22 protein-coding genes are annotated in these 24,455 nt (G+C 63.7%); 12 read left to right on the top strand and 10 right to left on the bottom strand.

The window, feature by feature from the left end; genetic code table 11:
* The first annotated feature begins 19 nt into the window (after positions 1–19).
* Entirely contained in the window at positions 20–1,561 is a 1,542-nt protein-coding gene (locus tag ICI42_RS13760) for a DHA2 family efflux MFS transporter permease subunit (protein WP_188165166.1), read from the top strand.
* 72 nt (positions 1,562–1,633) lie between these two features.
* Here the strand turns inward: ICI42_RS13760 and ICI42_RS13755 are convergent, their stop codons facing one another.
* Positions 1,634–2,146: a CAP domain-containing protein gene (locus ICI42_RS13755; RefSeq protein ID WP_188165165.1), complete on the bottom strand. Its 513-nt coding sequence runs from the start codon at positions 2,144–2,146 to the stop codon at positions 1,634–1,636.
* A gap of 283 nt (positions 2,147–2,429) precedes the next feature.
* Between ICI42_RS13755 and ICI42_RS13750 the strand changes: the two genes are divergently transcribed.
* The 4 genes from ICI42_RS13750 to ICI42_RS13735 are packed head-to-tail and all read left to right on the top strand — an operon-like array spanning position 2,430 to position 7,130.
* On the top strand, positions 2,430–3,755 hold the full coding sequence (locus tag ICI42_RS13750; protein ID WP_188165164.1) for an NAD(P)H-dependent oxidoreductase: 1,326 nt from the start codon (positions 2,430–2,432) through the stop codon (positions 3,753–3,755).
* 2 nt (positions 3,756–3,757) lie between these two features.
* Positions 3,758–4,783: a thiamine pyrophosphate-dependent dehydrogenase E1 component subunit alpha gene (locus tag ICI42_RS13745; RefSeq protein ID WP_188165163.1), complete on the top strand. Its 1,026-nt coding sequence runs from the start codon at positions 3,758–3,760 to the stop codon at positions 4,781–4,783.
* Positions 4,783–5,781 carry an alpha-ketoacid dehydrogenase subunit beta gene (locus ICI42_RS13740; protein ID WP_188165162.1) on the top strand — a complete coding sequence of 333 codons (999 nt, stop codon included), beginning with the start codon at positions 4,783–4,785 and terminating at the stop codon, positions 5,779–5,781. The genes ICI42_RS13745 and ICI42_RS13740 overlap by 1 nt, the downstream gene beginning before the upstream one ends.
* A gap of 2 nt (positions 5,782–5,783) precedes the next feature.
* A complete protein-coding gene (locus tag ICI42_RS13735; protein WP_188165161.1) occupies positions 5,784–7,130 on the top strand; it encodes an acetoin dehydrogenase dihydrolipoyllysine-residue acetyltransferase subunit in 1,347 nt (448 codons plus the stop codon).
* Between the two features lie 19 nt (positions 7,131–7,149).
* Here ICI42_RS13735 and ICI42_RS13730 read toward each other — a convergent pair whose 3' ends face one another.
* On the bottom strand, positions 7,150–7,818 hold the full coding sequence (locus ICI42_RS13730; protein WP_188165160.1) for an HAD family hydrolase: 669 nt from the start codon (positions 7,816–7,818) through the stop codon (positions 7,150–7,152).
* A gap of 78 nt (positions 7,819–7,896) precedes the next feature.
* On the bottom strand, positions 7,897–8,526 hold the full coding sequence (locus ICI42_RS13725; protein WP_188165159.1) for a hypothetical protein: 630 nt from the start codon (positions 8,524–8,526) through the stop codon (positions 7,897–7,899).
* Positions 8,527–8,718: 192 nt separating this feature from the next.
* On the opposite strand from ICI42_RS13725, the gene ICI42_RS13720 reads away from it, so the two are divergent.
* From ICI42_RS13720 to ptsP, 5 genes are all read left to right on the top strand, one after another.
* Positions 8,719–9,153, top strand: coding sequence for a transcriptional regulator GutM (locus ICI42_RS13720; protein ID WP_188165158.1), 435 nt, complete (start codon positions 8,719–8,721; stop codon positions 9,151–9,153).
* Positions 9,154–9,201: 48 nt separating this feature from the next.
* Entirely contained in the window at positions 9,202–9,960 is a 759-nt protein-coding gene (gene srlA, locus ICI42_RS13715) for a PTS glucitol/sorbitol transporter subunit IIC (RefSeq protein ID WP_188165157.1), read from the top strand.
* Between the two features lie 15 nt (positions 9,961–9,975).
* Positions 9,976–11,007 (top strand): PTS glucitol/sorbitol transporter subunit IIB, encoded by a 1,032-nt coding sequence (gene srlE, locus ICI42_RS13710; protein WP_188165156.1) that lies wholly within the window; start codon positions 9,976–9,978, stop codon positions 11,005–11,007.
* A gap of 123 nt (positions 11,008–11,130) precedes the next feature.
* The gene (locus ICI42_RS13705; RefSeq protein ID WP_188165155.1) at positions 11,131–11,511 is read left to right on the top strand and encodes a PTS glucitol/sorbitol transporter subunit IIA; all 381 of its coding nucleotides are present in this window, start codon (positions 11,131–11,133) and stop codon (positions 11,509–11,511) included.
* 73 nt (positions 11,512–11,584) lie between these two features.
* The gene (ptsP, locus tag ICI42_RS13700) at positions 11,585–13,561 is read left to right on the top strand and encodes a phosphoenolpyruvate--protein phosphotransferase (RefSeq protein ID WP_188165154.1); all 1,977 of its coding nucleotides are present in this window, start codon (positions 11,585–11,587) and stop codon (positions 13,559–13,561) included.
* A 456-nt stretch (positions 13,562–14,017) separates the two neighbouring features.
* Here the strand turns inward: ptsP and ICI42_RS13695 are convergent, their stop codons facing one another.
* Positions 14,018–14,794, bottom strand: coding sequence for a hypothetical protein (locus tag ICI42_RS13695; RefSeq protein WP_188165153.1), 777 nt, complete (start codon positions 14,792–14,794; stop codon positions 14,018–14,020).
* A 201-nt stretch (positions 14,795–14,995) separates the two neighbouring features.
* Between ICI42_RS13695 and ICI42_RS13690 the strand changes: the two genes are divergently transcribed.
* Positions 14,996–16,012, top strand: coding sequence for a sugar-binding transcriptional regulator (locus tag ICI42_RS13690; RefSeq protein ID WP_407945160.1), 1,017 nt, complete (start codon positions 14,996–14,998; stop codon positions 16,010–16,012).
* An 87-nt stretch (positions 16,013–16,099) separates the two neighbouring features.
* Here the strand turns inward: ICI42_RS13690 and ICI42_RS13685 are convergent, their stop codons facing one another.
* The 3 genes from ICI42_RS13685 to ICI42_RS13675 form a co-directional block, all read right to left on the bottom strand.
* Positions 16,100–16,729 (bottom strand): hypothetical protein, encoded by a 630-nt coding sequence (locus ICI42_RS13685; protein ID WP_188165152.1) that lies wholly within the window; start codon positions 16,727–16,729, stop codon positions 16,100–16,102.
* Positions 16,730–16,950: 221 nt separating this feature from the next.
* Positions 16,951–20,067, bottom strand: a complete 3,117-nt coding sequence (gene ileS / locus ICI42_RS13680; protein ID WP_188165151.1) for an isoleucine--tRNA ligase — start codon at positions 20,065–20,067, stop codon at positions 16,951–16,953.
* A 215-nt stretch (positions 20,068–20,282) separates the two neighbouring features.
* Positions 20,283–21,080: a MipA/OmpV family protein gene (locus ICI42_RS13675; protein WP_188165150.1), complete on the bottom strand. Its 798-nt coding sequence runs from the start codon at positions 21,078–21,080 to the stop codon at positions 20,283–20,285.
* A gap of 198 nt (positions 21,081–21,278) precedes the next feature.
* Here ICI42_RS13675 and ICI42_RS13670 point away from each other — a divergent pair, with 198 nt between their 5' ends.
* Positions 21,279–21,830 (top strand): HdeD family acid-resistance protein, encoded by a 552-nt coding sequence (locus ICI42_RS13670; protein WP_188165149.1) that lies wholly within the window; start codon positions 21,279–21,281, stop codon positions 21,828–21,830.
* Between the two features lie 48 nt (positions 21,831–21,878).
* On the opposite strand, the gene ICI42_RS13665 is transcribed toward ICI42_RS13670, so the two are convergent.
* The 3 genes from ICI42_RS13665 to ICI42_RS13655 all read right to left on the bottom strand — a co-directional run bounded on the left by ICI42_RS13665 (position 21,879) and on the right by ICI42_RS13655 (position 24,285).
* Positions 21,879–22,862 (bottom strand): bifunctional riboflavin kinase/FAD synthetase, encoded by a 984-nt coding sequence (locus tag ICI42_RS13665; protein ID WP_188165148.1) that lies wholly within the window; start codon positions 22,860–22,862, stop codon positions 21,879–21,881.
* Positions 22,863–22,867: 5 nt separating this feature from the next.
* A complete protein-coding gene (locus ICI42_RS13660) occupies positions 22,868–23,728 on the bottom strand; it encodes a TIGR01459 family HAD-type hydrolase (protein WP_188165147.1) in 861 nt (286 codons plus the stop codon).
* A gap of 104 nt (positions 23,729–23,832) precedes the next feature.
* Positions 23,833–24,285 carry a nucleoside deaminase gene (locus tag ICI42_RS13655; RefSeq protein ID WP_188165146.1) on the bottom strand — a complete coding sequence of 151 codons (453 nt, stop codon included), beginning with the start codon at positions 24,283–24,285 and terminating at the stop codon, positions 23,833–23,835.
* Positions 24,286–24,455 lie beyond the last annotated feature (170 nt).

Genomic DNA, 24,455 nt, shown 5'->3' with positions numbered 1-24,455 from the left:
GGCAGAAAGTCGTGATGTCATGAGCCAGTCGCAAGCATCGACGGGTTTCGTCGAGGTGCCGCATCGCGGCCTGATCACCGTATCGGTGATGCTGGCCACGATCATGCAGGTGCTCGACACCACCATTGCCAATGTCGCGCTGCCGTCGATGGTGGGCGATCTCGGCGCTTCCCAGGATACGATCAACTGGGTGCTGACGTCCTACATCGTGGCCGCCGCGATCATGACGCCGGTCACCGGCTGGCTGTCCGACCGCTTCGGCCGCAAGGAGCTGTTCCTCACCTCCGTCGTCGGCTTCACCGTTTCCTCCATGCTCTGCGGCATCGCCTGGAGCCTGGAGTCGATGGTGGCGTTCCGCATCCTTCAAGGCATCTTCGGCGCCTCGATCGTGCCGCTGTCGCAGACCTTCCTGCTCGACATCAACCCCAAGGAACGCCACGGCTCGGCCATGGCGATGTGGGGCGCCGGCATCATGGTCGGACCGATCATCGGGCCGACGCTGGGCGGCTGGCTGACCGAAAGCTTCGACTGGCGCTGGGTGTTCTTCATCAATCTGCCCGTCGGCATTGTAGCCTTCATGGGCTGCGCAGCCTATCTGCCCACGGTGGTCAAGCGCCTGCGCGGCTTCGACTTCTTCGGCTTCGCCATGCTGTCGCTCGGCGTCGGCGCGCTCCAGCTCATGCTTGATCGCGGCGGCGAGGTCGACTGGTTCTCGTCGCCCGAAATCTGGATCGAAATGGCTATCGCCATCAGCGGCTTCTGGATTTTCGCGGTGCATATGGCATCGGCGAAGACCCCGTTCCTCGATCCCGAAATCTTCCTCGACCGCAATTTCGTGACCGGGCTGGTGTTCATCTTCATTATCGGCATCATCCTTCTGGCGAGCCTTGCGTTGCTGCCGCCGATGCTGTCGCGCATCTTCGGCTATCCCACGACGACGACGGGCCTGGTCATGGCGCCGCGCGGCGTCGGCACGATGGTGTCGATGATCATGGTTGGCCGGTTGGTGCGCATGGTCGATTCGCGCTATCTCGTCGTCGCCGGCCTGTCGCTGACAGCTGTGTCGCTTTACATGATGACCGGCTTCACGCCGCAGATGGACGACTATCTGATCATCGTCAGCGGCGTCATCCAGGGTCTTGGGCTGGGGCTGGTCTTCGTGCCGCTGTCGACGGTCGCCTTCGCCACTTTGCACCCGCGCCACCGGACGGATGCGGCGAGCCTGTTCAGCCTGGTGCGCAATATCGGCTCGTCCATCGGCATCTCGATCGTAACGCTCTTGTTGACCCGCAACACGCAAATCAACCATGCCGAGCTGAGCACGGCGATCTCGCCATTCAATCCCAATCTCGTGGCGATCTCGCCGCAGGCGGTGGCCGGCGATCCGTCGGCATTGCAGCAGATGGACAATCTGGTCACCATCCAGTCGCTGATGATCTCCTACGTCGACGACTTCAAGCTGATGATGATCGTCACGCTCTGCGCCATCCCGCTCGCCTTGCTGCTGCGCAAACCCAAGGCCGCCATGGCCGGCGCCGCACCGGCCGCGCATATGGATTGAGGACCGGGTTGATGTAATCCGTCGGCTCGTTCTCTACGGCGCCCGCCAATCCCTAATAGCCCTCGGTACCCCCTACCGCCCCATGACGAGCGCCCAGTAGCGCTCGCCGCCGCGGGTCACATAAGCCAGGCCGAAGCGGTTGAAACGCTCGTCCAGCATGTTGCGGCGGTGGGCCGGGGAATCCCGCCACATCTGGAACAGCTTGGCCATGTCCATACGGCCCTGTGCGATGTTTTCAGAGGCGGCACCTTCAATGCCGTTGTCTTTGATGCGCGTGGCGAAATCCTTGCCCCGCCCGGTGGTGTGGACCATCTTGCCGCTTCCGGCCATGTAGCCGGCCTGCTGCAAAGCAGCCTGGCCCAACTTGGCGTCGGGCGTCATCGCGGACATGCCTTGCCCGGTGCGGATGTCGTTGAGGTAGCTTTGGCCCTGCGCGGAGACCACGGCGCCGCCTTCGATCCTGCCGCCGGTCTGGCAGGCCGACAGAAGGGCTGCGCATAAACTGGCCGCCAGGGCCAGGCTGGCGGATCTGAAACGAAGGCGGGAAGAGCCGTGCCGGGAAAGGGGAGCGGTCGAATCGATCATCCGCGCATGCAAACAGCCAGATCGTGGCTTTTGGCGGGCAGGGTGCTGCGGCCACTCGTCGAACCCGAAAATCTTTCCCTGGAACGGCGGCTTGCGACCAAGCAAACATACGTGCCCGCCGCGCGACAGAGCGCACAATCGGGAGCCCATACCCACAGCCGCGTCCGTTTAGCCGGCTGATCTCAGATCCAAAATATGGACATTCGTATTGACAGAAATACATATGTTCAATACGACTTGAGGCCTAAAAGCACGCACAAGCTCGCTCTGGGAGGAATTGCCTATGGCTATCAATGTAGCACCGGTTGGACTGGCGCGGGATTTGATTGAGCGTGGCAAGACGGGCAAGCCGATCCGGATCGGCCTGATCGGCGCGGGCGAGATGGGCACCGACATCGTGGCTCGGGTGGCGCATATGCCCGGCATCGAGATCGGTGCGATTTCGGAGCTGAACCTGCCCAATGCCGGCAAGGCGGTCAGCATCGCCTATCAGGAAGAGGGCCATTCGCGCGAGGTGACCACCGGTTCGGCGCTGAACGAGGCGATCGAGGCGGGCAAGGTTGCGGTGACCAGCGATGCGTCCCTGGTGCTGGAAAGCGGGCTGATCGACGTGGTGATCGACGCCACCGGCGTTCCGGCCGTGGGGGCCGAGATCGGCCTGCGCGCGATGGAGCACGGCAAGCATCTGGTGATGATGAATGTCGAGGCCGATGTCACCATCGGCGCCTATCTCAAGCACGAGGCCGACCGTCTTGGGGTGACCTATTCGCTGGGCGCGGGCGACGAGCCGTCGTCCTGCATGGAGCTGATCGAGTTCGTCTCGGCGATGGGCCACACCATCGTGGCGGCGGGCAAGGGCAAGAACAACCCGCTCAACATCGATGCGGTGCCGCACGACTATGCCGAGGAAGCCAAGCGCCGCAACATGAATGTGCGGATGCTGGTGGAGTTCGTCGACGGCTCCAAGACGATGGTCGAGATGGCGGCGATTGCGAATGCCACCGGCCTGGTGCCCGACAAGCCCGGCATGCACGGTCCGGCGGCGACGCTGGGCGAACTCAACAAGACGCTGGTGCCTGAGAAGGATGGCGGCGTGCTGTCGAAGGTCGGCGTGGTCGACTATTCCATCGGCAAGGGTGTGGCGCCCGGCGTGTTCGTCATCGCCGATATGTCGCATCCGCGGATTTCGGAGCGGATGGAGGATCTGAAGATGGGCCACGGCCCGTATTTCACCTTCCACCGGCCCTATCATCTGACCTCGCTGGAAGTGCCGCTGACCTGCGCGCGGGTGGTTCTCTACGGCAAGGCGGACATGGTGCCTTTGGCGACGCCGGTGGCGGAGGTCTGCGCGGTGGCCAAGAAGGACATGCAGCCGGGCGAGACGCTGGATGCGATCGGGGAGTATTGCTACCGCGCCTGGATCATGACGGTGCCGGAAGCGCGCGCCGCCAAGGCCATTCCGTGCGGGCTCTTGCAGGGCGGCACGGTGACCGCGCCGATCAGGAAAGGCGAGCTGCTCACCTACGCCAATTCAGCCGTCGCCCCCGGCTCCAAGATCGCCGAACTCAGGGCCAGGCAGGACAAGATCGTCTACGGGGCAGGGGCTTGATCATGGCGCAAGCGACAGCCGGCAAGGCGACGGGCGCAAATCTGCCCTTCATCTACCGCGAATACAGCCCGGAGCAGCTCAAGCAGGCGCTGCACAAGATGTACCTGATCCGGCGTTTCGAGGAAGGTGCTGAGGATTCCTACACGCGCGGCCTGATCCACGGCACGATGCACCTGTCCATCGGCCAGGAGGCGAGCGCCATGGGCATCTGCATGCCGCTGACACTGGACGACCAGATCACCTCGACCCATCGCGGCCATGGCCACTGCATCGCCAAGGGCGCGGAAGTGGCGAAGATGTTCGCCGAGTTCTTCGGCAAGACCACGGGCTATTGCCGTGGACGCGGCGGCTCGATGCACATCGCAGACGTGACGACAGGCAATCTCGGCGCCAACGGCATCGTCGGCGGCGGCCTGCCGATTGCGGTGGGCGCAGCCCTTACCGCCAAGCGGACCAAATCCGAGCGCGTCGTGGTCTCTTTCTTCGGCGACGGCGCCAACAATGAGGGCGCTTTCCACGAGGCGCTGAACATGGCCTCGATCTGGAAACTGCCGGTGATCTTCGTCTGCGAAAACAACGGCTACGGCATGTCGACCTCGACGGCGCGCTCCACGGCTGTCGCCAACATCGCCGACCGTGCTGCGGCTTATGCGATGCCGGGCGTGATTGTCGACGGCAACAATCTGTCGGAGGTGGCGGAAGCCTCGCATGAGGCGGTGAAGCGCGCGCGTGCAGGCGAAGGGCCGACGCTGATCGAATCCAAGACCTATCGCCACCGCGGCCATTCCAAGAGCGACCGCAACCGCTATCGCACCAAGGAAGAGATCGAGGATTGGATGACAAACCGCGATCCGATCACGCTTTACGAAACCCAGCTGCAGGAATTCGGCGTCATCGACCAGGCCGGCATCGAGGGTATCCGCGAGGCGGTGCGTCAGGAAATCGCCGACGCCATCGAATTCGCCAAGGCAAGCCCTTCGCCGGAAATCGCCAATCTCGAGCGCTACGTCTATACGGAGTCCCTGTAATGGATCAGCCAGTGCGGGAACTGAGCTACGCCCAGGCGATCCAGGAAGCCATGGCGATTGCCATGGAGCAGGACGAGCGCGTCTTCTTGATGGGTGAGGATATCGGCGTCTATGGCGGCGCCTTCCAGGTGACGGGCGATCTGGTCGAACGCTTCGGCGCGGACCGTGTCATAGACACGCCGATTTCCGAGCTTGGCGGCGCGGGCGTCGCCGTGGGCGCGGCCGTCACAGGGCTGCGCCCGATCTTCGAGTTCCAGTTCTCCGATTTCGCGACGCTTGCCATGGAGCAGATCGTCAACCAGGCCGCCAAGATGCGCTACATGCTCGGCGGCGCGGTGTCTGTGCCGGTCGTCATGCGCTTTCCCGCCGGTTCCGGCACGGGGGCCGCGGCCCAGCACAGCCAGAGCCTGGAAGCCTGGCTTGGCCACGTGCCGGGGCTCAAGGTGATCCAGCCGGCCACGCCGCATGACGCCAAGGGCATGCTTCTGGCGGCTGTCGCCGACCCCGATCCGGTGATGATCTTCGAGCACAAGCTGCTCTACAAGATGAAGGGGCCGGTTCCCGAAGGCTACTACACCGTGCCCATCGGCAAGGCCGAGATACGTCGAGAGGGTCGCGACCTGACCATCGTCGCCACCTCGATCATGGTGCACAAGGCGCTGGAAGCGGCCAAGACGCTGGAAGCCGAAGGCATCGATGTCGAGGTCGTCGACCTGCGCACCATCCGCCCGATGGACACGCAGACCGTCATCGACAGCGTCAAGAAGACCTCGCGGCTGCTTTGCGTCTATGAGGGCGTGAAGACGCTGGGCGTGGGCGCGGAGGTCAGCGCCGCCATCGCCGAAAGCGACGCGTTCGATTTCCTCGATGCGCCCATCGTGCGTCTGGGTGGGGCGGAGACGCCGATCCCCTACAATCCCGAGCTGGAAAAGGCCACCGTGCCGCAGGTTCCGGACATCCTCAAGGCCGCGCGCGATCTCGTTTCAGGGAGGCGCTAGCGATGCCGACGGAAGTCATTCTCCCCAAGGTCGACATGGACATGGCGACCGGCAAGATTTCGCGCTGGTATGTCGAGGAAGGCGCTCCGGTCAAGAAGGGCGACGTGCTGTTCGAGATCGAGACCGACAAGGCGGCAATGGAAATCGACGCACCGGCGAGCGGAATTTTGCGGGACGTTACCGGCAAGGAAGGCATCGACATTCCGGTCGGCGAGCCCGTTGCCTGGATCTATGCCGAAGGCGAGGCGCAGGACAGACCGGTCGCTGCCGTGGCGGCTCCTGCGACCGAAGAACCGAAGCGCGAGGACACCAAGCCGGTTCAGGCCGAGCCCATGGTGCAGGCTCAACCCGCGGCGACAGCCGCCAAGGGAGAAGGCGCGCGCGCGACGCCGCTGGCTCGCCGCCTTGCCGCCGAGGCCGGCTTGTCGCTCGATGCCATTGCCGGGTCCGGCCCCAAGGGCAGGGTGACACGCAGCGACGTCGAGGCCATCATCTCAGCGCCGGCCGGGCGGACGGAGGCCAAAGCGCCGGATGCGCCGCGTCGACCCAACGGCCAGCCAAGCGCATCCTCCCAGGCGCTGCCGACAGATGGCGCCGTCCTCAACCATGCCTGGCTGCGCCAGGGTTCGGGACGGCCGATTGTGCTGCTGCATGGCTTCGGCGCCGACCTCAACAGCTGGCGACCGCTGCTGCAGGCTGGTCCGGTCGACGCGCCGGTGCTCGCGCTCGACCTTCCGGGCCATGGCGGCTCGGGCCGTACGGTACCCGCCGATCTGGATGCTATCGCCGCCCAGGTCGAGGCAACGCTTGCAGCGCTCGATGTCGGTCCGCTGCTTTTGGTCGGGCATTCCTTCGGCGGTGCCGTCGCAGCGGCGGTGGCCTCGCGCGGCATAGCCGACGTTCGGGCGCTCGCGCTGATTGCGCCGGCGGGCCTCGGGCCGGAGATCAACGGCGCTTTCCTCGACGGCTTCGTCCGTGCCAGAAGCGAGGCGAGCCTCGTGCCGTGGCTGAAGCTGCTGGTCGCTGATGAGCAACTGCTGTCAAAACCTTTCGTCAACGCCACACTGGCGCAATCAGCCGACAGCGAGCTCCGTGGCGTGCAGGCTGCGATTGCGGATCGGTTCTTCGCCGACGGCACCCAGACCTTCGACATCCGCAAGCAGCTCGCAGGCCTGCGCATTCCGGTGCGTGTGATGTTCGGCGCGGGCGACCGGATCATTCCGTCCAGCCAGGCGTTCGGCCTGCCCGGCGAGATCGCGTTGCATGTGTTTGCCGCCACCGGCCACATGCCGCAGCTTGAGCAGCGCGAAGCGGTGCTGAGGATTCTGCTGGAGATGGCGCGGGCCTGATCGGCGCGACAGCGTCGGTTCAGATAAAGCCGCGCTCTCGCAGTACGGCTTCGATCTCGTCCCAGCTTCGGCAGACGACATTGGCGCCGGCCGCTTCGAGCTCGGCGCGGTGGGCAGCAAATGTATGCCCGCCGCCGGTGTAGCCGATGGCCGTCATGCCGGCGGCGACGGCACCCTGGACGCCGTAGCGGGAATCCTCGATCACCACGCAGTGCGAGGGCTCCGCACCCATCTGCCGGGCGGCATGGAGGAAGATGTCGGGTGCGGGCTTGCCGCGCGCGACCATCGAAGAGCTGAAGATCGCATCGCCGAAATATCGCGCCAGGCCGGTGACGGCGAGGCTGTGAATGATGCGCTCGACCGACGAGGAGGAGGCCACGCAGCGCGCCGTCTTGAGGGCTGCGAGAAATTCCGGCAGGCCCGGCGTCGGCTTGAGCTGTTCGGTGAACAGGTCCTTGGTTTCCAGCCAGATGTCGCCCGCTGCCGTATCGGGCAGCAATTGGCCGGTGAGTTCGTGAATTTTGACGATGATGTCGGCCTGTTTCATGCCGACGCCATGGGCGACGACCTCGGGCTTGATGGTCAGGCCGTTGCGGGCATAGGCACGCTCATAGGCGATGGCGGCGAGCGGTTCGCTGTCCACCAGCACCCCGTCGCAGTCGAAAATCACAAGCCGGTCGTTCGCCAAGTCCATCTCCTGGGTCAAGGGCAGTGCCGCCATATGGCGTCGATCGGGAGAGATCAAGGGGCTGATTTGCGATAAGGGTCAGCGCGGCGCGATGGTCCGTGTCTGACCCGCCGCGACCAGCGCGCGCTGCATGGCGGCGCGTTCGGCGGGAAGGTCGGGAGCGAGCCAGTTCGGCTCGGCGCCGAGGAAGCGGTCGAGATAGGCGACGGCATAGCTCGGCACTTCAGAGGTGTTTTCGCGATAGGACCACCACGTCCTGAGATCGTCGGCGCAGGCATCGAGTTCGGGCGTTTCGCCGAACTCCTGCTCGAAGACGGCGGCGATCGCGCAGACGCAGTAGTTGGTGTAGACAAACCCCTCCGGCCAGAAGCGCACCGGCTCGGGCAGTTCCACCTCCGGCTTGACGGGGCTGTCGGCGGCGAGGCTGACCGGCGCCTGCCGGATCAACTCCTTGAGGGCCAGGCCCGCCGAAAAGACGATGAAATCGGCGCGATCGAGCTGTGCATAAGCCTTCTGGGCGTTCACGATCTCCACCCAATCGAGAAAGATGCGCGTCAGCTTCTTCTCGTCGATGGCGAATCGCAGACCGTAATGCTGGGTGACGGAGCGGGCGCTGTTGCGGAACGTGGTGCGGAACCAGCGCAACTGCCGGAGCCGGTGGCCGAGATCCGGCACGAGGGCCAGCTCTTTTTTGAAAATCAGGTCCATCTTCGGCGTGCTCCTTCCTTCCGGAGGATAGCACCGATGCGCTAAAATCCAACCGATGCTTCGGATTGGCATGTCCTGCCGGAACGCCACGAGTTATACATATTGACATTAGGAAAGACAAATGTTCTTTGATTGGCAATCGAATGGTGTTGTAGGATGCTGTTCCTGGGAGGCTTCGGGAGGACGTAGCTGATGGCGATCTGGCAATGGGGGTTGCTGGCTCTGGGCGCTGTTTGGGCGCTCCAGTCGCTGGGCGTCTGGTTGCAGATGCGCCACTACACCGACGTCTTCAAGGGCATCACCAACAAGTACAAGGACGGCTATGTCGGCGCCGGCAACAGCCGCGGCCGGTTCGGCAAGGGAACCATCGCGTTGATCGTGGTGGCGCCCGACCTTTCGGTGCAGCGGCTTTTGACGATGACCGGTCGCTCGGTCTTCGCCAAGTTCAGCCGTCATGAACAATTCGAGGGGATGACCCTCGATCAGCTCCGGTCCAATCCCGCAGTGCTGGGAGAGGGGGAAGCCGGTGTGACGAAAGCCGTGGAGAGGGCGGTCGAACAGATCGACCGTTCGCGGCTGGAGCCTAAGGGACCTGGTCTATCGGGCCTCAAGACTGTGGGTGAGTAGGGACGCCGTTCGGGGGAGCCGCCGGCGTGAGGATTCAAAGGAGGAGAAATGTCAGTCCTATCTATGTTGGCGCAGCATGCCGACATGGCCGTACAGAACCTGCATGTCGCGGGTTCCATGGCCACGGATGCTGCCATTCACGGCAAGCTCGCCGTCAAGGGCGCTGCCCATGACATGGTCGTGCTTGCCCAGGCGAGCGGCGACCTTACCGTCGACCAGTTCAAGCAGCGGCTCGATACGCTGCAGCAGGAAGAGCAGCTGGGCTGGCTGACCAGCGCCGGCAAATACTTCATCGGCATCTTCCAGAAGGGCGGCGAGGTTTTCGCCGGCTTCGTCACGGGCATCATCCCCACGCTCGTCGTGCTGATGACCGCCTTCTATGCGCTTACCGAACTGGTCGGCGAAGAGCGGGTGCATGGCCTTGCCCGCGGCGCGGGCCGCATCGCGCTGACCCGCTATACGGTCCTGCCGGTCATCTCCGTTTTCTTCCTGACGAACCCGATGTGCTACACCTTCGGTTCTTTCCTCGAAGAGAAGCACAAGCCCGCCTTCTACGATGCGGCAGTGTCTTATGTGCATCCGCCGCTCGGCCTGTTCCCGCACGTCAATCCCGGCGAATATTTCGTCTGGGGAGGCATTCTGGTTGCGTTGCTCGAACTGGAGCGCAAGGGCGCGGTTCCCACCGGCTACCACATTCAGGTCGCCATCTGGTACGCCATCGTCGGTCTCGTCGTGATCCTGCTCAAGGGCATGCTCACCGAACGCATCACGGCCTTCATGGCACGCCGCCAGGGCATCGAGCTTTAAGGGCGGGAGGGCGAAATGGTAAAAACCTATAAGGCAGTCAAGATTACGCGCGGCAAGAGCGGCTGGGGCGGCCCGTTGGTGGTCGAACCGACGATGCAGCGCAACAAGGTGGTTTCGGTCACCGGCGGCGGCATCCATCCGGTGGCCCGGCGCATTGCGGAACTGACCGGCGCGGAAGCCGTCGACGGTTTCAAAGCCCCGCCGGTCGAAGGCGAAATGGCTGTGGTGGTCGTCGATTGCGGCGGTACGGCCCGTTGCGGCGTCTATCCGCGCAAGCGCATCCCGACCGTCAACCTGACGCCGGTCGGCCAGGCAGGTCCGCTCGCCCAGTTCATCACCGAAGACATCTATGTCTCGGGCGTGAAGGAAAGCGACATCGTACTCGCGGACGGTTCCGAGCCGGCAACGACGGCGGGTGCGGCATCCGCTTCGGCAACCACCGCCGCGGCAACCGCAGCAAGCGCGTCGGCTGCGGCTTCCGCCCGTGCTGCTGAAGCGTCGGGGAGCGACAACGGTCTCGTCAACATGATCGCCAGCGTCGGCCGCGTCATGGGCCGGGTCGTCGGCATCTTCTTCAATGCCGGCCGCCGCACCATCGATCAGGTCGTCCGCAACGTCCTGCCGTTCATGGCGTTCGTGACGATGCTGATCGGCCTGATCCTCTACACCGGCATCGGCGACATACTGGCCCAGCCGATGGGCCCGCTGGCCAACAACATCGTCGGCCTGCTGATCATCTCGGCAATTTGCGGCCTGCCGTTCCTGTCTCCCATACTCGGGCCAGGGGCTGTTATCGCACAGGTCATCGGCGTGGCCATCATCGGTCCGCAGATCGCCAACGGCACGATCTCGCCGGCCATGGCGCTGCCTGCGCTGTTTGCCTACAACACCCAGGTCGGCTGCGATTTCGTGCCCGTCGGTCTGGCGCTTGGCGAAGCCAAGCCCCGAACCATCGAGATCGGCGTTCCCGCCGTCCTGATCAGCCGTCAGGTGATGGGCCCGGTCTCGGTGCTGATCGCCTGGGCCGTCAGCCTGGTGGTGTTCTGATATGAGTCCGACGGTGCGGTGTTTTCCGCGCCGTCGGACATTTTTTCGCCGATCCGGCCCTTTATCCGGGCATCAATGTCCCGGGCGCTTTCGCCCGGCTGGAAAGTTCGAGAGGCTTCGATCATGGCAGTTCATCTCAAGACGCTCATCACGGCAGTCGGTCCCGAGGTCGCGGAACTGGCCGAGGGCGGCGTTCTGATCCTGTTCGCGGACGGTGCGCCGCCGGAACTGGCAGAGGTCTCGGTCCTGCACAAGAGCGAGGTCGGCCCCAGCGACGAGGCGCCCGCTGTGGGCGCTGCCATTTCCATTGGCGCTCTGTCCGGCGAGATTACCGCTTTGGGCAACAGCGCCTGGAGCAAAGTGGTCGAGATCGGCCATGTCGTCATCAATTTCAACGGTTCGGACGCTGCCGAACGGCCCGGCGAAATCTGCGCTTCGGCATTGGACAGCGAGGCGCTTGTCGCGGCGCTGAAGCCCGGGACGACGATCACCATCGGCAGCTGATCGCCCCGCAGGAGGTCGAGCATGCCTCCCAAAACTTCTGGGCGGCAAGCTTCAACGCAAGAGAGATCTGATCATGGAACGCTCGACGATCGTCAGAGTGCATGAAGGGCTGCACGCCCGGCCGGCCACCCGTTTCGTCAAGCTCGCAAAGAGCTTCGAAAGCGAGGTCGAGATTATCAAGAGCGGCAAGGCCGCCAGCGCCAAGAGCGCGGTCAAGCTGATGCTTCTGGCCGTCAAGGAAAACGACGAGGTCACGATTCGCACGAGCGGTGCCGACGAGATCGAGGCCGTCGAAGCGTTGATCGGCTATCTCGAAAACCCTCTTTCGGGCATGGTTGAAGATGCAGCCCCTGCCGAGCCGCAGCCTTCGGCCGGCGACACGCTCCGGGATGAGCCGTCGAAAGCTCAAGCCTTTGCCGAAGACATCGCCGGTGCGCTGAAGGGCGTCGCCGCCAGCGAGGGCTATGCTGTTGGCGCCGCCTTTCCGCACTTTCCCGCCGTCATCAAGCCGGAGAGCCGTACGCTGTCCCCCGCCGAGATCGAACCGGAACTTCAGCGATTCGCCGAGGCGGTCGAGACGGTGCAGGCGCGTATGAACGCCTCGCTGGCGTCGGATACGCTGTCGGGCAACGACAGGGGCATTGTCGCCGCGCTTCGCGACATAGCCGCCGATGACGAATTGCGCGACGGCGTCGCGGCCGAAATCCGAGGCGGGAGCGACGCGGTCTCCGCCGTCATCGCGGCGTCGTCCCGAATCGCCGCCGAATTCGGTAAGGTCGACGATCCCTATCTCAATGCGCGAGCCGACGATGTGCATTCCGTGGGACGGCAGATATGCCTGGCGCTGCTCGGCCAGTCCGACGCCAGCCTCGAAGACATTCCCGACGGCGCCATCCTCATTGCCGACGATATCGGCGCCTGGGATCTCGCCCGCGCACCGCTGAAGCGCATTGGCGGCATCGTCTGCGGGCAGGGCGGGGCGACATCGCATATCGCCATCATCGCGCGCTCCCACGGCATTCCGGCCATTCTCGGCATGGGCGCCAGGATCGAACAGCTGCGCGATGCCCGCGAGGTTGCGATCGACGGTCATCGCGGCCAGGCGGTGGCCAATCCCGAAGGCAAGGTTCTGGCGGATTTTCGGTCGCGTATCGAGGAAGCCGCGCGCGAGCGCGAAGCGCTCAAGGCGTTCCGCGACAGCACGCCCAGGCGCGCCGATGGCACCATCATCGAAATCGCGGCCAATCTCGGATCGCTCGAGGAGATCGAGGCCGCGCTCGATGCCGGCGCGATGGGGGTCGGCCTGTTCCGCACAGAACTCCTGTTCATGCGCCACATGCACCTGCCGTCCGAAGACATGCAGGCGGAGACCTATTCGGCGCTGGCCAAGGCGTTTGCGCCCTATCCGGTGATCGTGCGAACGCTCGACATCGGCGGCGACAAGCCGATTTCCGGCATCGAGTTTCCCGAGGAGGAAAACCCTTTCCTCGGCTGGCGCGGCATCCGCATGTGCCTGGACCGTCCCGACATCTTCAAGCCGCAGCTCAGGGCGCTCTTGCGCGCGGCGGTGCATGGCAACGTCAAGGTGATGCTGCCGATGGTTGCCGACATCGAGGAAATCCGCCGGACTCGCGCGCTGGTCGAGACGTGCAAGACGGAACTCGCCGCCGAAAACATCGCCTTCGGGGATTTTCAGCTCGGAGTCATGATCGAGACGCCGGCCGCCGTGCTGGTGGCTCCCATGCTGGCCAAGGAATCCGCCTTCTTCTCGATCGGCACCAACGACCTGACCCAGTACATTATGGCGGCCGACCGGCTCAATCCGACCGTGGCGCGGCTCAACGACGTCTCGAACGCTGCCGTCATGATGGCCATAGAGATGACTGCGCGGGCGGGCCGGGAAGCCGGCATCATGGTCGGCATGTGCGGCGAGGCGGCGGGCCGTCCCGACCTGATCCCTGAATTCATTCGGATGGGCCTGACCGAACTCAGCATGAGCCCGGCCTCGATCCAGCGGGCGAAGAAATGCGTCATGGACCTCGGCAAGTGAGGCTCAGGTTCGACCTGCTGCTTGAATCACTATCGGGTAAGACGTACGAAAATAATTTCGTTTCCTGAACTAGTTTCCCACGAGAAAATGCTCTTACTAGGAAGCCTCTCAACAAATGGAGGCTTTAATGGCATTGGCACGCTGCTCTGCTCACGGATATCCTGAAGGCCGCAACGGTAACGTCTATAGCCGCGACCCTGTAAATCCTCTCGGCTACCCTGAGACCTCGACCATGTGCGGGCGCACTGATTGTCAGCACCCTGCCTTGATCTGGCTGCTCGATGGAGAGCGAGCGGAGTACGACGATGGCAAGCGTGTTTTCGGCTACGACTCGAAGGTAGCTCGCGTCCGCGTTGAGTAGGCAGTCTCAAATTTCAAACTTACCCACTATCGCAAGGGGTTGCCAGGCTGATGCAATAGACGGTTGCAAGCCATTGCTTCGATTCGTCTTTCAGGTCACGGAAGATGCGCCAGAAGAACGCTGAACACAGTAGCTACGTCTTCTATGGGTCGGGGCCCGGCAAGGGCCGTTGCGATGCGGTCGAGCCTTGCATCCACGGCCATGGCGGCAGTCTCGACCAGTTCGGCTTCGCCCATGTCCGATGGCGAGAGCGTGACGATGCCCGCGGCCAGCACCACCGGCGCGAGCGAACGCAGGTCGGGATGCAGTCCATCGCCTTCCGAATCGGCCATGAACGGCCGGCTGGCAAGCAGCGCCACCAGAACAGCCGCTGCGATGCTGGCTACCGCATCGATGCGGTCTTCGCCCTCCGCCGCGCGCATGGCGGTCAGCAACGCGGCATGATGGCGGCGGATCGTCAGATGAACCTGGGCGAAATTCGCTTCGTGCACGGGCTCGCGGTCGTCGCCGCCATGGCGCTGCCAGGCCTTGAGCGCGGCATAGAGGTCGCGACGGAACAGCCGCTCCCCGTCTATGCCGCCGCCCGTCGGGAAATAGCTGTCGAAGCCGTGCAGGTGCCGTCCATCGTCGCCCCGAACGACCGGAAGCAGCGAGCGCGACACGGTTTCAGCCACGGTCAGCGTGTCATCGACGACGCTGGCGGCGCGGCTCAGCAATCGCTCGATCTCGACCGGAGGCGCGAATGGGTCGGCCGCCGCGGGACGACGCGGACCGCCGGGATGATCGTGCCGGCTCGAGCGGACGAAATGACGCACATCGCGAAGGCGATCCTTCAGGTTGACCACAACCTCCTCGGAAAAGCTTCTCAGCATAGCGATATCCTCCTGTCGTCTTCAGCAAGCGAGCCGATTCATCATACTGGATTCTGCCGCTGCACGATAAGCGATTCTTCGTGACCCAGATCGCGACGGCCGGCATCGCCGATGGTCCGCCCGCCAGACCGGCTCGGATACTTCCGTTCTTGACCCCGGCCGCTTTCCTTGAAACATCATGAGCTGAGACGGGGGATCGGCGTGAAAACGGAATCAAAGGGCAGAAGCGGAAAATCACAGGCTGTGGAAACCGCCGGCACCGATGCTGGCCCTTCCGACAGCCGCTCGGACAGACTCAGGGTCCGTGCCGCCTGGATGTATTTCGTCGAGCAGATGACCCAGAACGACATCGCCGAGGTGCTCGGCGTCGGACGCGTCACCGTTGTGCGGATGCTGGCGGAAGCCCGCGCGCGCAACGAAGTGCGGATCGCCATCGAGGGCGAGCTCTCCGACATCATCCGGCAGGAGAGGGCGCTCGAGCAGAAATTCGGCATCGAGCGCGCCATCGTCGCGCCGTTCTCCTCCGGCGGCGACAATCCCATTCCGGTCATCGGAGCGGCCACCGGTTATTTTCTCTCGGAAGCGATGAAGCCGGGCATGTCGGTGGGCGTCGGCTGGGGCCGCACGCTGTTCGGCACCTTGCCGCATATCAGCCCAAGGCCGCTGGCCGATTTCCGCGTCATCTCGCTGCTCGGCGGCGTTGGCGTGGCGCGCAAATCCAATCCCGCTGAATTCGCCTGGCGCTTCGCGCAGATATTCCAGGGCGATGGCTACCTTATCCCGGCGCCCGCCGTCGTCGACAGCGTGGAGACCAAGCGCGCGCTGATCGAGCGCTGCGGCTTGTCGGAAATCTTCACGCTCGCCGACAAGCTCGATGCGGTGCTGGTCAGCGTCGGCGACATCGCCTCGGCCAGCACCTTCTATCGCGGCGGGTTTCTGACAGAGGACGAGCGCCTCAAGCTGGCCGCCAGCGGCGCTGTGGGCGATCTGCTGTTCCATTTCTTCGACAAGGCCGGAAAACTGGTCGACCACCGCATCAACGATCTCGGCATGTCGGTCGACGTCGACCGTATCCGCAAGGCGCCGATGCGCATCCTGACTTCGGGCGGCCCGGAAAAGATCGACGCGCTGCTGGGCGCGATGAAACTCGTCAGCCCCACCGTATTGATCACGGACGAGCAGAGCGCCCGGCAGCTTATCGAGGCGCAGGGCGAATAGGGCCGCGCTTTCGGCTTACCCCGAAACGAAAAACGCGAGGGCAGGACCCTCGCGTCTTCGTTAAATCAGGTTGATTGCCGTACTGTTTTAGAAGCTGGGCAGCCAATCGAACAGGCCGCTGCCGCCCTTGGCGGCGCGCTTGCGGGCGCGTTCCTTCTTGAACTCGTCCTCGCCCAACTCGTTCTGCGCGGCTGTCGCGGCAGGCGCGCGATAGGCCAGCGGCGGTTCGCTGAGATAGCGGCGGGTGTTGCTGCTGCCCTGCTTGCTTTCGCGCAGGCGGCGCTCGATCTCGGCCTTGCGCTGCGCAGGCGTCCATGTGCTCATGTCGGGGCCGTTCAGCGCGGTCATGTCGTTGACGACCTGGGGCTTGTAGAACGGGTTGTTCTGGTTGGCGGTGGCCTCGTCGCGAATGCGCTTGCGGCGCTCTTCGGGCGATTCGGGCCATTGCGCGGCATCCGCGACGACGATGTTTTCCTGCGGCGCGGGAAGTTGTTCCCTCTGGCCCGGCGCGGGTTTCACCAGTTCGGGACGCGGCTTGTAGTTGATGTTGTTGGTCTTGGGAGCCAGCGAGAACATGCCGGTCAAATCGCCCGCGAGCTGCTCGCTGGCCGACTTGTCGGTGCCGTAGGTCGGTGCGCTGGCGCAGCCCGTCATGGCCAAGCCGGAGACCACGAGCGGCGCGAGCCAAAGGCCGCGCAGAATTTTACGATCCGTCATGCCAACAAAATCCACTCGATCGCCTCTCGCCAGAGCCCGGTGGAGACCGCGCTCACCATCCATTTCGACCCAGCCATCCAAAAGCTGCGCCGCTACTTGCTCATCCGACCAAAATCCGGCGACAATTTGTCTGCGGAGTTTTGCGCTTTTACCTTAACGGTCCGTCAAGGGCAACGGCGGAGGGGCTTTCGCCCCCAAGCCGTTGCATTTGCGCAACCCGATCAGATCCGTTCAAGCGCCTGCAACTCGTGCAGAACAGCCGCGTCACGCGCCGAAACCTCGGGGAAGTCGGCGTCGGAGCCGACATCGGCGGTGTAGCGCCACGACCGCGCGCACTTGACCAGGCCATGGTCCACCGCCTTTTCCACGACGACGGATACACCCGCCACGTCGTCCAGGGTGAACGCGCCCGCGGGCGCTGCCTCGCGCGAGATCACCAGATCGCTGGTGATCGCCATTTCGGCCATGTCGACGCCCGCAATCGCTTGGGCCAAAGCATCGTCCGTCAGATAAACCACCGGCACGGCTTCCAGCGACGAGCCGATGACCTTCTGCGCGCGGGCGATTTCCAGCGCACCGGTGACGACGCGGCGCACCTGGCGCACCTTCTGCCACTTGGCGGCCAACGCCTCGTTCTTCCAGTCGGCCGGAATTTCCGGGAACTGCTCGAGATGCACGGATTCGGCACCGGGGTTGCGGTCGAGCCAGGCTTCCTCGGTGGTGAAGGGCAGCATCGGCGCGAGCCACTTCACCACGCAGTCGAAGAGATGGCGCACCACCTGCATCGAAGCCTTGCGCTTGGTCGAGGACGGCGCATCGCAGTAGAGCGAGTCCTTGCGGATGTCGAAATAGAAGGCCGACAGTTCCACCACCATGAAGTCGAGCAGGGCGCGCGTGATGCGCTTGAACTCGAAGGCGTCGTAGCCGGCGCGGACGAGTGCGTCCAGCTCGGCCAGCCGGTGCAGCATCAGCTGCTCCAGTTCCGGCATGTCCTTGACCGCGACCTCTGAGCCGTCGTCATGCGCGAGCGTGCCCAGCATCCAGCGTATGGTGTTGCGCAGCTTGCGATAGGCGTCGATATTGGTCTGCAGCACGTTCTTGCCGAGGCGCTGGTCTTCCCAATAGTCGGTGGTCATGACCCACAGGCGCAATATATCGGCGCCGGACTGCTTCATGACATCCTGCGGAACGACCGTATTGCCGAGCGACTTCGACATCTTGCGGCCTTCCTCGTCCATGGTGAAGCCATGGGTTACGACCGCATTGTAGGGCGCGCGACCGCGTGTGCCGCAGCTTTCCAGCAGCGAGGAATGGAACCAGCCGCGATGCTGGTCGGAGCCTTCGAGATAGACGTCGGCCGGCCATTTCAGGTCGGGACGATCTTCCAGCGTGAAGGTGTGGGTCGAGCCCGAGTCGAACCACACGTCGAGAATGTCGGTGACCATCGTCCACGGTTCATTGGCGCGGTTGCCGAGGAAGCGCTCGCGCGCGCCCTCGGCAAACCAGGCGTCGGCGCCTTCGGCCTCGAAGGCATCGAGAATGCGCTGGTTGACGGCTTCGTCCTTCAGAACCTTGCCGTCCTCGTCGGCGAAGACAGCGATCGGCACGCCCCAGGCGCGCTGCCGCGACAGCACCCAATCGGGACGGTCGGCGATCATGGCGCGCAGGCGCGTCTGACCGGCCTCGGGCACGAAACGCGTGGCGTCGATGGCCGACAGAGCGCGGCTGCGCAGCGTCGTGCCGTCGCCCAGTTCCTTGTCCATATGGACGAACCATTGCGGCGTGTTGCGGAAGATCACCGGCTTCTTGGAGCGCCAGCTGTGCGGATAGCTGTGCTTCAGCCGTCCGCGCGCAAACAGCGCGTTTTGGGCGATCAGCGCGTCGATCACGGCCTTGTTGGCGTCCCCCTTCTTGCCGTTGTCGTCGATGACGCGCGCAGGCCCGCCCTGGCGATCCGGACCGAAACCCGGCGCATCCTTGGTGAAGAAGCCGGCATCGTCGACGGTGAAAGGGATCAGCGTTTCGATGCCGCGCTGGCGCAAGGCGGGCGCTGCGTCCATCCAGGCGTCGAAGTCCTCGCGTCCGTGACCGGGCGCGGTGTGCACGAAGCCCGTGCCGGCATCATCGGTGACGTGGTCGCCGGCCAGCATGGGGACAGGGAATGAGTAGGCGACCGCCTCACCAAACTCCAGCTTTGTGGAGTGCCCATGTGTCATGTCATATGGCTGAACGGGTTGCGGGACAGCGCCCCCCTCTGTCGGCTGCGCCGACATCTCCCCCGCATGGGGGGAGATTGGGCGCATACCCGCCAGCGGATGCGCGAGCGTCAGGCCCGCGAGTTCGTCGGCACTCACGCCCCGCAGCCGTTTGTACTCGAGCTTTGCCTTCGAGAACGAGTCTTCGGCCAGTGCGTCCGCGAAGATCAGCTTTTCGCCGGGGCGAGGACCGAAATCGTTTTCGGCGGCTGTCACCTCGTAGAGCCCGTAGGAAACACGCGGCGAATAAGCCACGGCCCGGTTGCCTGGGATGGTCCAAGGGGTTGTGGTCCAGATGACGACGGAGGCGCCGTTAAATGGACTATCTTTGGCGAATGGTTCTACATCAGAAGTCGGGACGGACCGAGCCTTGATGCTATCATAATCATAGATGCTAACCATTCCAGCGACAGGAAACTTCACCCAGATCGTGTCGCTCTCATAGTCGTGGTACTCGACCTCGGCTTCGGCCAAGGCGGTGCGCTCGACCACGCTCCACATCACCGGCTTGGAGCCGCGATAGAGCTGGTCCGACATGGCGAACTTCAACAATTCGCCGGCGATGCGCGATTCCGCGTGGTAGCTCATCGTCAGATACGGATTCTTGAAATCGCCGATGACGCCGAGCCGCTGGAATTCTTCGGCCTGAACCTTGATCCAGCCGCCGGCGAATTCACGGCATTCCTTGCGGAATTCGTTGATCGGCACCTCGTCCTTGTTCTTGCCGTTGGCGCGGTATTTTTCCTCGATCTTCCATTCGATCGGCAGGCCGTGGCAGTCCCAGCCGGGCACGTAGTTGCTGTCGTAGCCGCGCATCTGGAACGAGCGGGTGATGACATCCTTGAGGATCTTGTTCAGCGCATGGCCGATATGGATGTTGCCGTTGGCATAGGGCGGGCCGTCATGCAGCACGTATTTCTCGCGGCCGGCGGCACTTTCGCGGAGGCGCTTGTAGAGGTCCATCTTCTGCCAGCGGGCAACGGTTGCCGGCTCTTTTTCGGGCAGGCCGGCGCGCATCGGGAAATCCGTCTGCGGCAAATTGAGGGTCTTCGAATAATCGAGCTTTTCGGACGTATCGGTCATCTGTCTTGCCAAATGGGTTGCCGGGCAGGGCGCCTCGGGCGTTCAACTACCATGAAATGAAAAAAGCGCGAGGGGAGGCGCGCAAAAACCCGGCTGTTCCGGCGGCCTCAAGCCGCCCGGAACACCGGGCCGGTAATTCGTATCGTGGCCGCGAAGGGCGCCAGCGTCATCATAGCAGCGCTTTTAGTGGAGCGTGCAAGGATTGAAAAGGCCTTCTACAGCCGAAAGTCGAAGCGGTAGGAGGTGGAAAGGCCGATGGTGAACTGGTCGCGCGAGCCACGCTCCTGCACGATGCTGGAATCGGCTGCCGGCCCCATCAGGCGCGAATATTCGCCGAACAGGTTGGCGGTGATGTTGTCGGTGGCTTTCCAACTGATGGCACCGCCAACGCCGGCGGAGCGGAAACCGCCGCCGGGATCGTATTCGCTGACGCCCGAGCGCTGGGATTCCTCGGCGCTGACGCCAAAATAGGTGTCGAAGAAATCCGCGCTGGCGAGCGAGACGCGTGGGCCGGCGGAAATGCGAATGTCGGGCGTGACGTCCTTGAACACGTCCGCCGAAAAGTCGGCCACGAAGCCGTTATGGGCGCGGATGCCGTAGCGCAGTTCGGCGCGGGCGCGCATCCAGTCCAGCGGATAGAATTCGAAGAAGCCGCCGAGCTCGCCGCCCCAGCGCACCGGGTCGAGCCCATCGATGCCGTCGAATTCCTCTTTCCAGAGAAACTGTCCGGCGAGACCAACGCGAACGTTCCCATCGTCGATCAGCGCGAAGGAAATGCTGTCGTTGCGCGAGGAAAAGCGGGTGTCGTTGCCCGACTTGCCCAGTGAGAAGACGGGGATGGCGGTGAATTTGTATTTCTTGGAGCCTTCGAAGCCCGGAGCGATCATGCCGGTGGCGCCCAGCTCCAGGGACCATTCGCCGGCAATCCAGTCGAATGTCTCAGCCGAGGCGGCGGCGGGCACCATCATCAGCGCAGCCAAAGACACCGCAGCAGAATATCGCACAATGCTCATAGCATCACTCCACAGGCACACTCAAAACAAAGCCTATACATGCCTTTGCCGCATATGCGGTAAAATTTGATTTAATCGGGATGGGTTTCGTTAGGGCTGCGGCATGTTTGCACCAGGCGTCGCTGGACGCTCGACAGGCCGAGGAGTAACGTCGTTGCTGGCGGATTGGATATCAATACTCCAGGGGAGACAGGGACCATGGTGTTGGCAAGCCAGACTTTCGACAGTTCGGAACTAAAAGCCAAGTGGGGATGGTTCGTCGCACTTGGCGTGCTGCTGCTGATCTTTGGCTTCATCGCTGCCGGAAACCTGCTGGTGGCAACCGTTGCTTCGGTCTGGTTCGTCGGCATGCTGATGCTGGCCGCGGGCATCGTCGAGATCATCCATGCCTTCGGCGTGAAGAGCTGGGGAAAATTCTTCCTGTGGCTTTTGAGCGGTATCTTTTATGCCATTGCCGGCCTGCTGGTTTTCTACAATCCCATTCTGGCGGCGGGCGTGCTGACTGTCTTCATTGCCGTGAGCCTCGTGGCATCGGGTCTGCTGCGCATCTGGGTGGCCGTCTCGGGTCGCGTCGGCAATGGCTCGGGCTGGGTCGCCTTCGGCGGCGTCATCACCGTGCTCGCCGGTTTCATCATCTTCAGCGGTTGGCCTGCCAACAGCCTGTGGGTCCTGGGCATCTTCCTTGCAGTCGACCTGATCTTTCAGGGCGTCACCTTCATTGCCTTCGGCCTTGGCCTTCGCAAGGCGTGATGGCGCGACCCCGCCGCAGCGCGCTTTGGCACGGCTATCGGCCTGCACTCAGAAGCAGATGGTGGAGTCGAGACCGGAGATGGGGCGCACGCCTGCGAGAAGCGCACGGGCTTCCGCCTCGTCCTGCTTCATCCGGGCCACGAGCGGTCCTAGCCCGTCGAATTTTTCCTCGCCCCTGATCCAGCCGAAGAACGATACCGCGGCGATTTCGCCATAGAGATCGCCGGAAAAGTCGAACAGGAAGGTTTCCAGCAGCGGCGCGCCATCCTCGGTCACGGTCGGGCGCCGGCCGAAGCTCGCCACCCCATCGTGTAGGGAGCCGTCCGGGCGGCGGAAACGCACCGCATAGATGCCTTCGCGTAGGCCGTTTTCGGCTGACAGTTTCATGTTGGCCGTGGGATAGCCGAGCGTTCGGCCCAATCGCTTACCGCCGATCACCTCGGCCTCGACCGTGTAGCGATAGCCCAGCAGGCCAGCCGCCTGCGAGACGTCGCCCTCGGCCAGAAGGCCGCGAATACGGCTTGACGAGACGATCTCCGTGCCTTCGTCGCGGAAGGCGTCGACCAGGGTGACGCCGAAGCCATGGCGTTCCCCGGACTGCATCAGGAAGGCCGGGCCGCCCTGCCGGTCCTTGCCGAAATGAAAGTCGAAGCCGGTCACGACATGCCGGATACCGAGCCTGTCGATGAGAACGCCCGAGATGAAATCTTCCGCCGTGCGCGCGGCGAAGTCTCGCGTGAAGGGCTGCTCGACAAGACCAGCGAAACCGAGCTTCGACAAGAGCCGGCTTTTCATCGGCGGCGGCGTCAGGATGAACAGCGGCACCTCGGGCCGGAACACTTTTCGCGGATGCGGCTCGAAGGTGAGGACCAGGGCCGGCACGTCGAGCCTGCCGGCTTCCTCGATCGCCTTTTCCAGCACCGATTGATGGCCGCGATGGATGCCGTCGAAATTGCCGATAGCGACCACGCCGCCGCGCAGCTCGGCCGGAACTGGTTCGTGTCCGCGCAGGTGAACCACGGTGCCCGCCATGGCCGTTACCGCAGTCTCGGCAATGTCGCGACCGGCTCATAGCCGTGCTGGCCGAGGAAGTCGGCCAGACGTTCCGCATTGGGGGCGAGCGGGTCGCCATAGTCGCGCGAGTGGATGCCGCCGGAGACATAGAGCACGTCGATGCCGTTGTCGGCCGCACCCTTGACGTCGGTGACCATGCCGTCGCCGATGGCCAGAACCTCGTCCTTGTTCACAGTGCGGCCCAGGACCTCGCCGGCAGCCTTCAGCGCTGCTTCGTAGATCGGCGCATGCGGTTTGCCGGAAACCAGGGTGCGACCGCCGAGCTGACCATAGTCGCGGGCCAGTGCCCCGGCGCACCAGACCAGATCTTCGCCGCGTTCCACAACGATGTCGGGGTTTGCACAGATAAAGGGAATGTTGCGGGCGCGCAGGCGGCGCAGCATTTCGGCGTAATCGTCCGGCGTCTCGGTCTCGTCGTCGAACAGGCCGGTGCAGACGACGGCGGAAGCCTCGAATTCCTCGACGATGTCGACATCCAGCCCTTCATAAAGCGCGTAATCGCGCTCCGGCCCGATATGGAAGATGCGTCGCGGGCCTTCGGCGATGAGGTCACGGGTGACGTCGCCGGAGGTGATGATCCGGTCCCAGGCGTCGCGAGGCACGCCGAGCGCTTCGATCTGGGTGATCACACCGTCGCGCGGACGCGGGGCATTGGTGATGAAGACGACCGCCAGGCCGCGTTCGCGCGCAGCCTTGAGCGCCGCCGTAGCGACCGGGAAATGCTCGACGCCGTTGTGGACCACGCCCCAGACGTCGCAGAGCAGGGCGGAATAGCGGCCACTGATCGAAGCAAGCGAGGCGATGGTCAGGGGATGTGTCGCCATTGCGGCTCCTCAACAGGTCTGGATGAACATTCTGGAACGCCGGAATTATCCGAACAGGGCAGGCCTGTCACCCGCTTTCCCATTTTCACGCGGGCTTACGGTGGTCAGGGCTCGCGCCGCTCGCGAAAGAAATCTTTCAGCAGCACCTGAGCCTCGATCTCGCCGATGCCTGAATAGACGTCCGGCGCGTGATGGCAGGTCGGCTGCGCATAGAGCCTGACGCCACTTGTCACCGCGCCGCCCTTTTCGTCGGTAGCACCAAAATAGAGCCGCCGGATGCGCGCGAAGGATATCGCCGCCGCGCACATCGGGCAGGGTTCCAGCGTCACATAGAGGTCGTGTCCGACAAGCCGCTCAGAGCCCAGTGTTTCAGCCGCCTGGCGGATCGCGACGATCTCGGCATGGGCGGTCGGGTCCGACAGTTCGCGCGTCCGGTTGCCGCCCGCGCCAACCACCGTTCCGTCGCGCACAACCACGGCGCCGATCGGCACTTCGCCGCGCGCCTGCGCCGCCCGCGCCTCGGCGAAGGCCAGCGCCATGAAATCCGGCCGCGTCATGCAGTCATACCGTCCATAATATCCCTCGCAACCGGCGGATGATCCTGTTATTGACCGCTTGACCCCGGAAGCCGGAACCGATCAAGCGCAATCGTAGACCCATCGAGCGTCTTTTTGCGTGTTCACGGTTGCCCCGCATGGAGCGTGCGGAAGAACAAAGGCCACATTCT

Origin of the sequence: Oryzicola mucosus, from assembly GCF_014534685.1 — a bacterium.
GTDB lineage: Bacteria > Pseudomonadota > Alphaproteobacteria > Rhizobiales > Rhizobiaceae > Oryzicola > Oryzicola mucosus.
The sequence above is the reverse complement of the archived record's forward strand: the minus strand, read 5'-3'. Positions and strand labels throughout refer to the sequence as shown.

What these genes read in the sequence shown, in the direction of transcription:
- ICI42_RS13685 (WP_188165152.1), bottom strand. Translation starts at nt 16,729, where the DNA reads ATGACGGATCGTAAAATTCTGCGCGGCCTTTGGCTCGCGCCGCTCGTG.
- ICI42_RS13745 (WP_188165163.1), top strand. Translation starts at nt 3,758, where the DNA reads ATGGCGCAAGCGACAGCCGGCAAGGCGACGGGCGCAAATCTGCCCTTC.
- ICI42_RS13720 (WP_188165158.1), top strand. Translation starts at nt 8,719, where the DNA reads ATGGCGATCTGGCAATGGGGGTTGCTGGCTCTGGGCGCTGTTTGGGCG.
- ICI42_RS13670 (WP_188165149.1), top strand. Translation starts at nt 21,279, where the DNA reads ATGGTGTTGGCAAGCCAGACTTTCGACAGTTCGGAACTAAAAGCCAAG.
- ICI42_RS13705 (WP_188165155.1), top strand. Translation starts at nt 11,131, where the DNA reads ATGGCAGTTCATCTCAAGACGCTCATCACGGCAGTCGGTCCCGAGGTC.
- ileS (WP_188165151.1), bottom strand. Translation starts at nt 20,067, where the DNA reads ATGACCGATACGTCCGAAAAGCTCGATTATTCGAAGACCCTCAATTTG.
- ICI42_RS13655 (WP_188165146.1), bottom strand. Translation starts at nt 24,285, where the DNA reads ATGACGCGGCCGGATTTCATGGCGCTGGCCTTCGCCGAGGCGCGGGCG.
- ICI42_RS13695 (WP_188165153.1), bottom strand. Translation starts at nt 14,794, where the DNA reads ATGCTGAGAAGCTTTTCCGAGGAGGTTGTGGTCAACCTGAAGGATCGC.
- srlE (WP_188165156.1), top strand. Translation starts at nt 9,976, where the DNA reads ATGGTAAAAACCTATAAGGCAGTCAAGATTACGCGCGGCAAGAGCGGC.
- ICI42_RS13750 (WP_188165164.1), top strand. Translation starts at nt 2,430, where the DNA reads ATGGCTATCAATGTAGCACCGGTTGGACTGGCGCGGGATTTGATTGAG.
- ICI42_RS13740 (WP_188165162.1), top strand. Translation starts at nt 4,783, where the DNA reads ATGGATCAGCCAGTGCGGGAACTGAGCTACGCCCAGGCGATCCAGGAA.
- ICI42_RS13760 (WP_188165166.1), top strand. Translation starts at nt 20, where the DNA reads ATGAGCCAGTCGCAAGCATCGACGGGTTTCGTCGAGGTGCCGCATCGC.
- ICI42_RS13660 (WP_188165147.1), bottom strand. Translation starts at nt 23,728, where the DNA reads ATGGCGACACATCCCCTGACCATCGCCTCGCTTGCTTCGATCAGTGGC.
- ICI42_RS13665 (WP_188165148.1), bottom strand. Translation starts at nt 22,862, where the DNA reads ATGGCGGGCACCGTGGTTCACCTGCGCGGACACGAACCAGTTCCGGCC.
- ICI42_RS13755 (WP_188165165.1), bottom strand. Translation starts at nt 2,146, where the DNA reads ATGATCGATTCGACCGCTCCCCTTTCCCGGCACGGCTCTTCCCGCCTT.
- ICI42_RS13675 (WP_188165150.1), bottom strand. Translation starts at nt 21,080, where the DNA reads ATGAGCATTGTGCGATATTCTGCTGCGGTGTCTTTGGCTGCGCTGATG.
- srlA (WP_188165157.1), top strand. Translation starts at nt 9,202, where the DNA reads ATGTCAGTCCTATCTATGTTGGCGCAGCATGCCGACATGGCCGTACAG.
- ICI42_RS13725 (WP_188165159.1), bottom strand. Translation starts at nt 8,526, where the DNA reads ATGGACCTGATTTTCAAAAAAGAGCTGGCCCTCGTGCCGGATCTCGGC.
- ptsP (WP_188165154.1), top strand. Translation starts at nt 11,585, where the DNA reads ATGGAACGCTCGACGATCGTCAGAGTGCATGAAGGGCTGCACGCCCGG.
- ICI42_RS13735 (WP_188165161.1), top strand. Translation starts at nt 5,784, where the DNA reads ATGCCGACGGAAGTCATTCTCCCCAAGGTCGACATGGACATGGCGACC.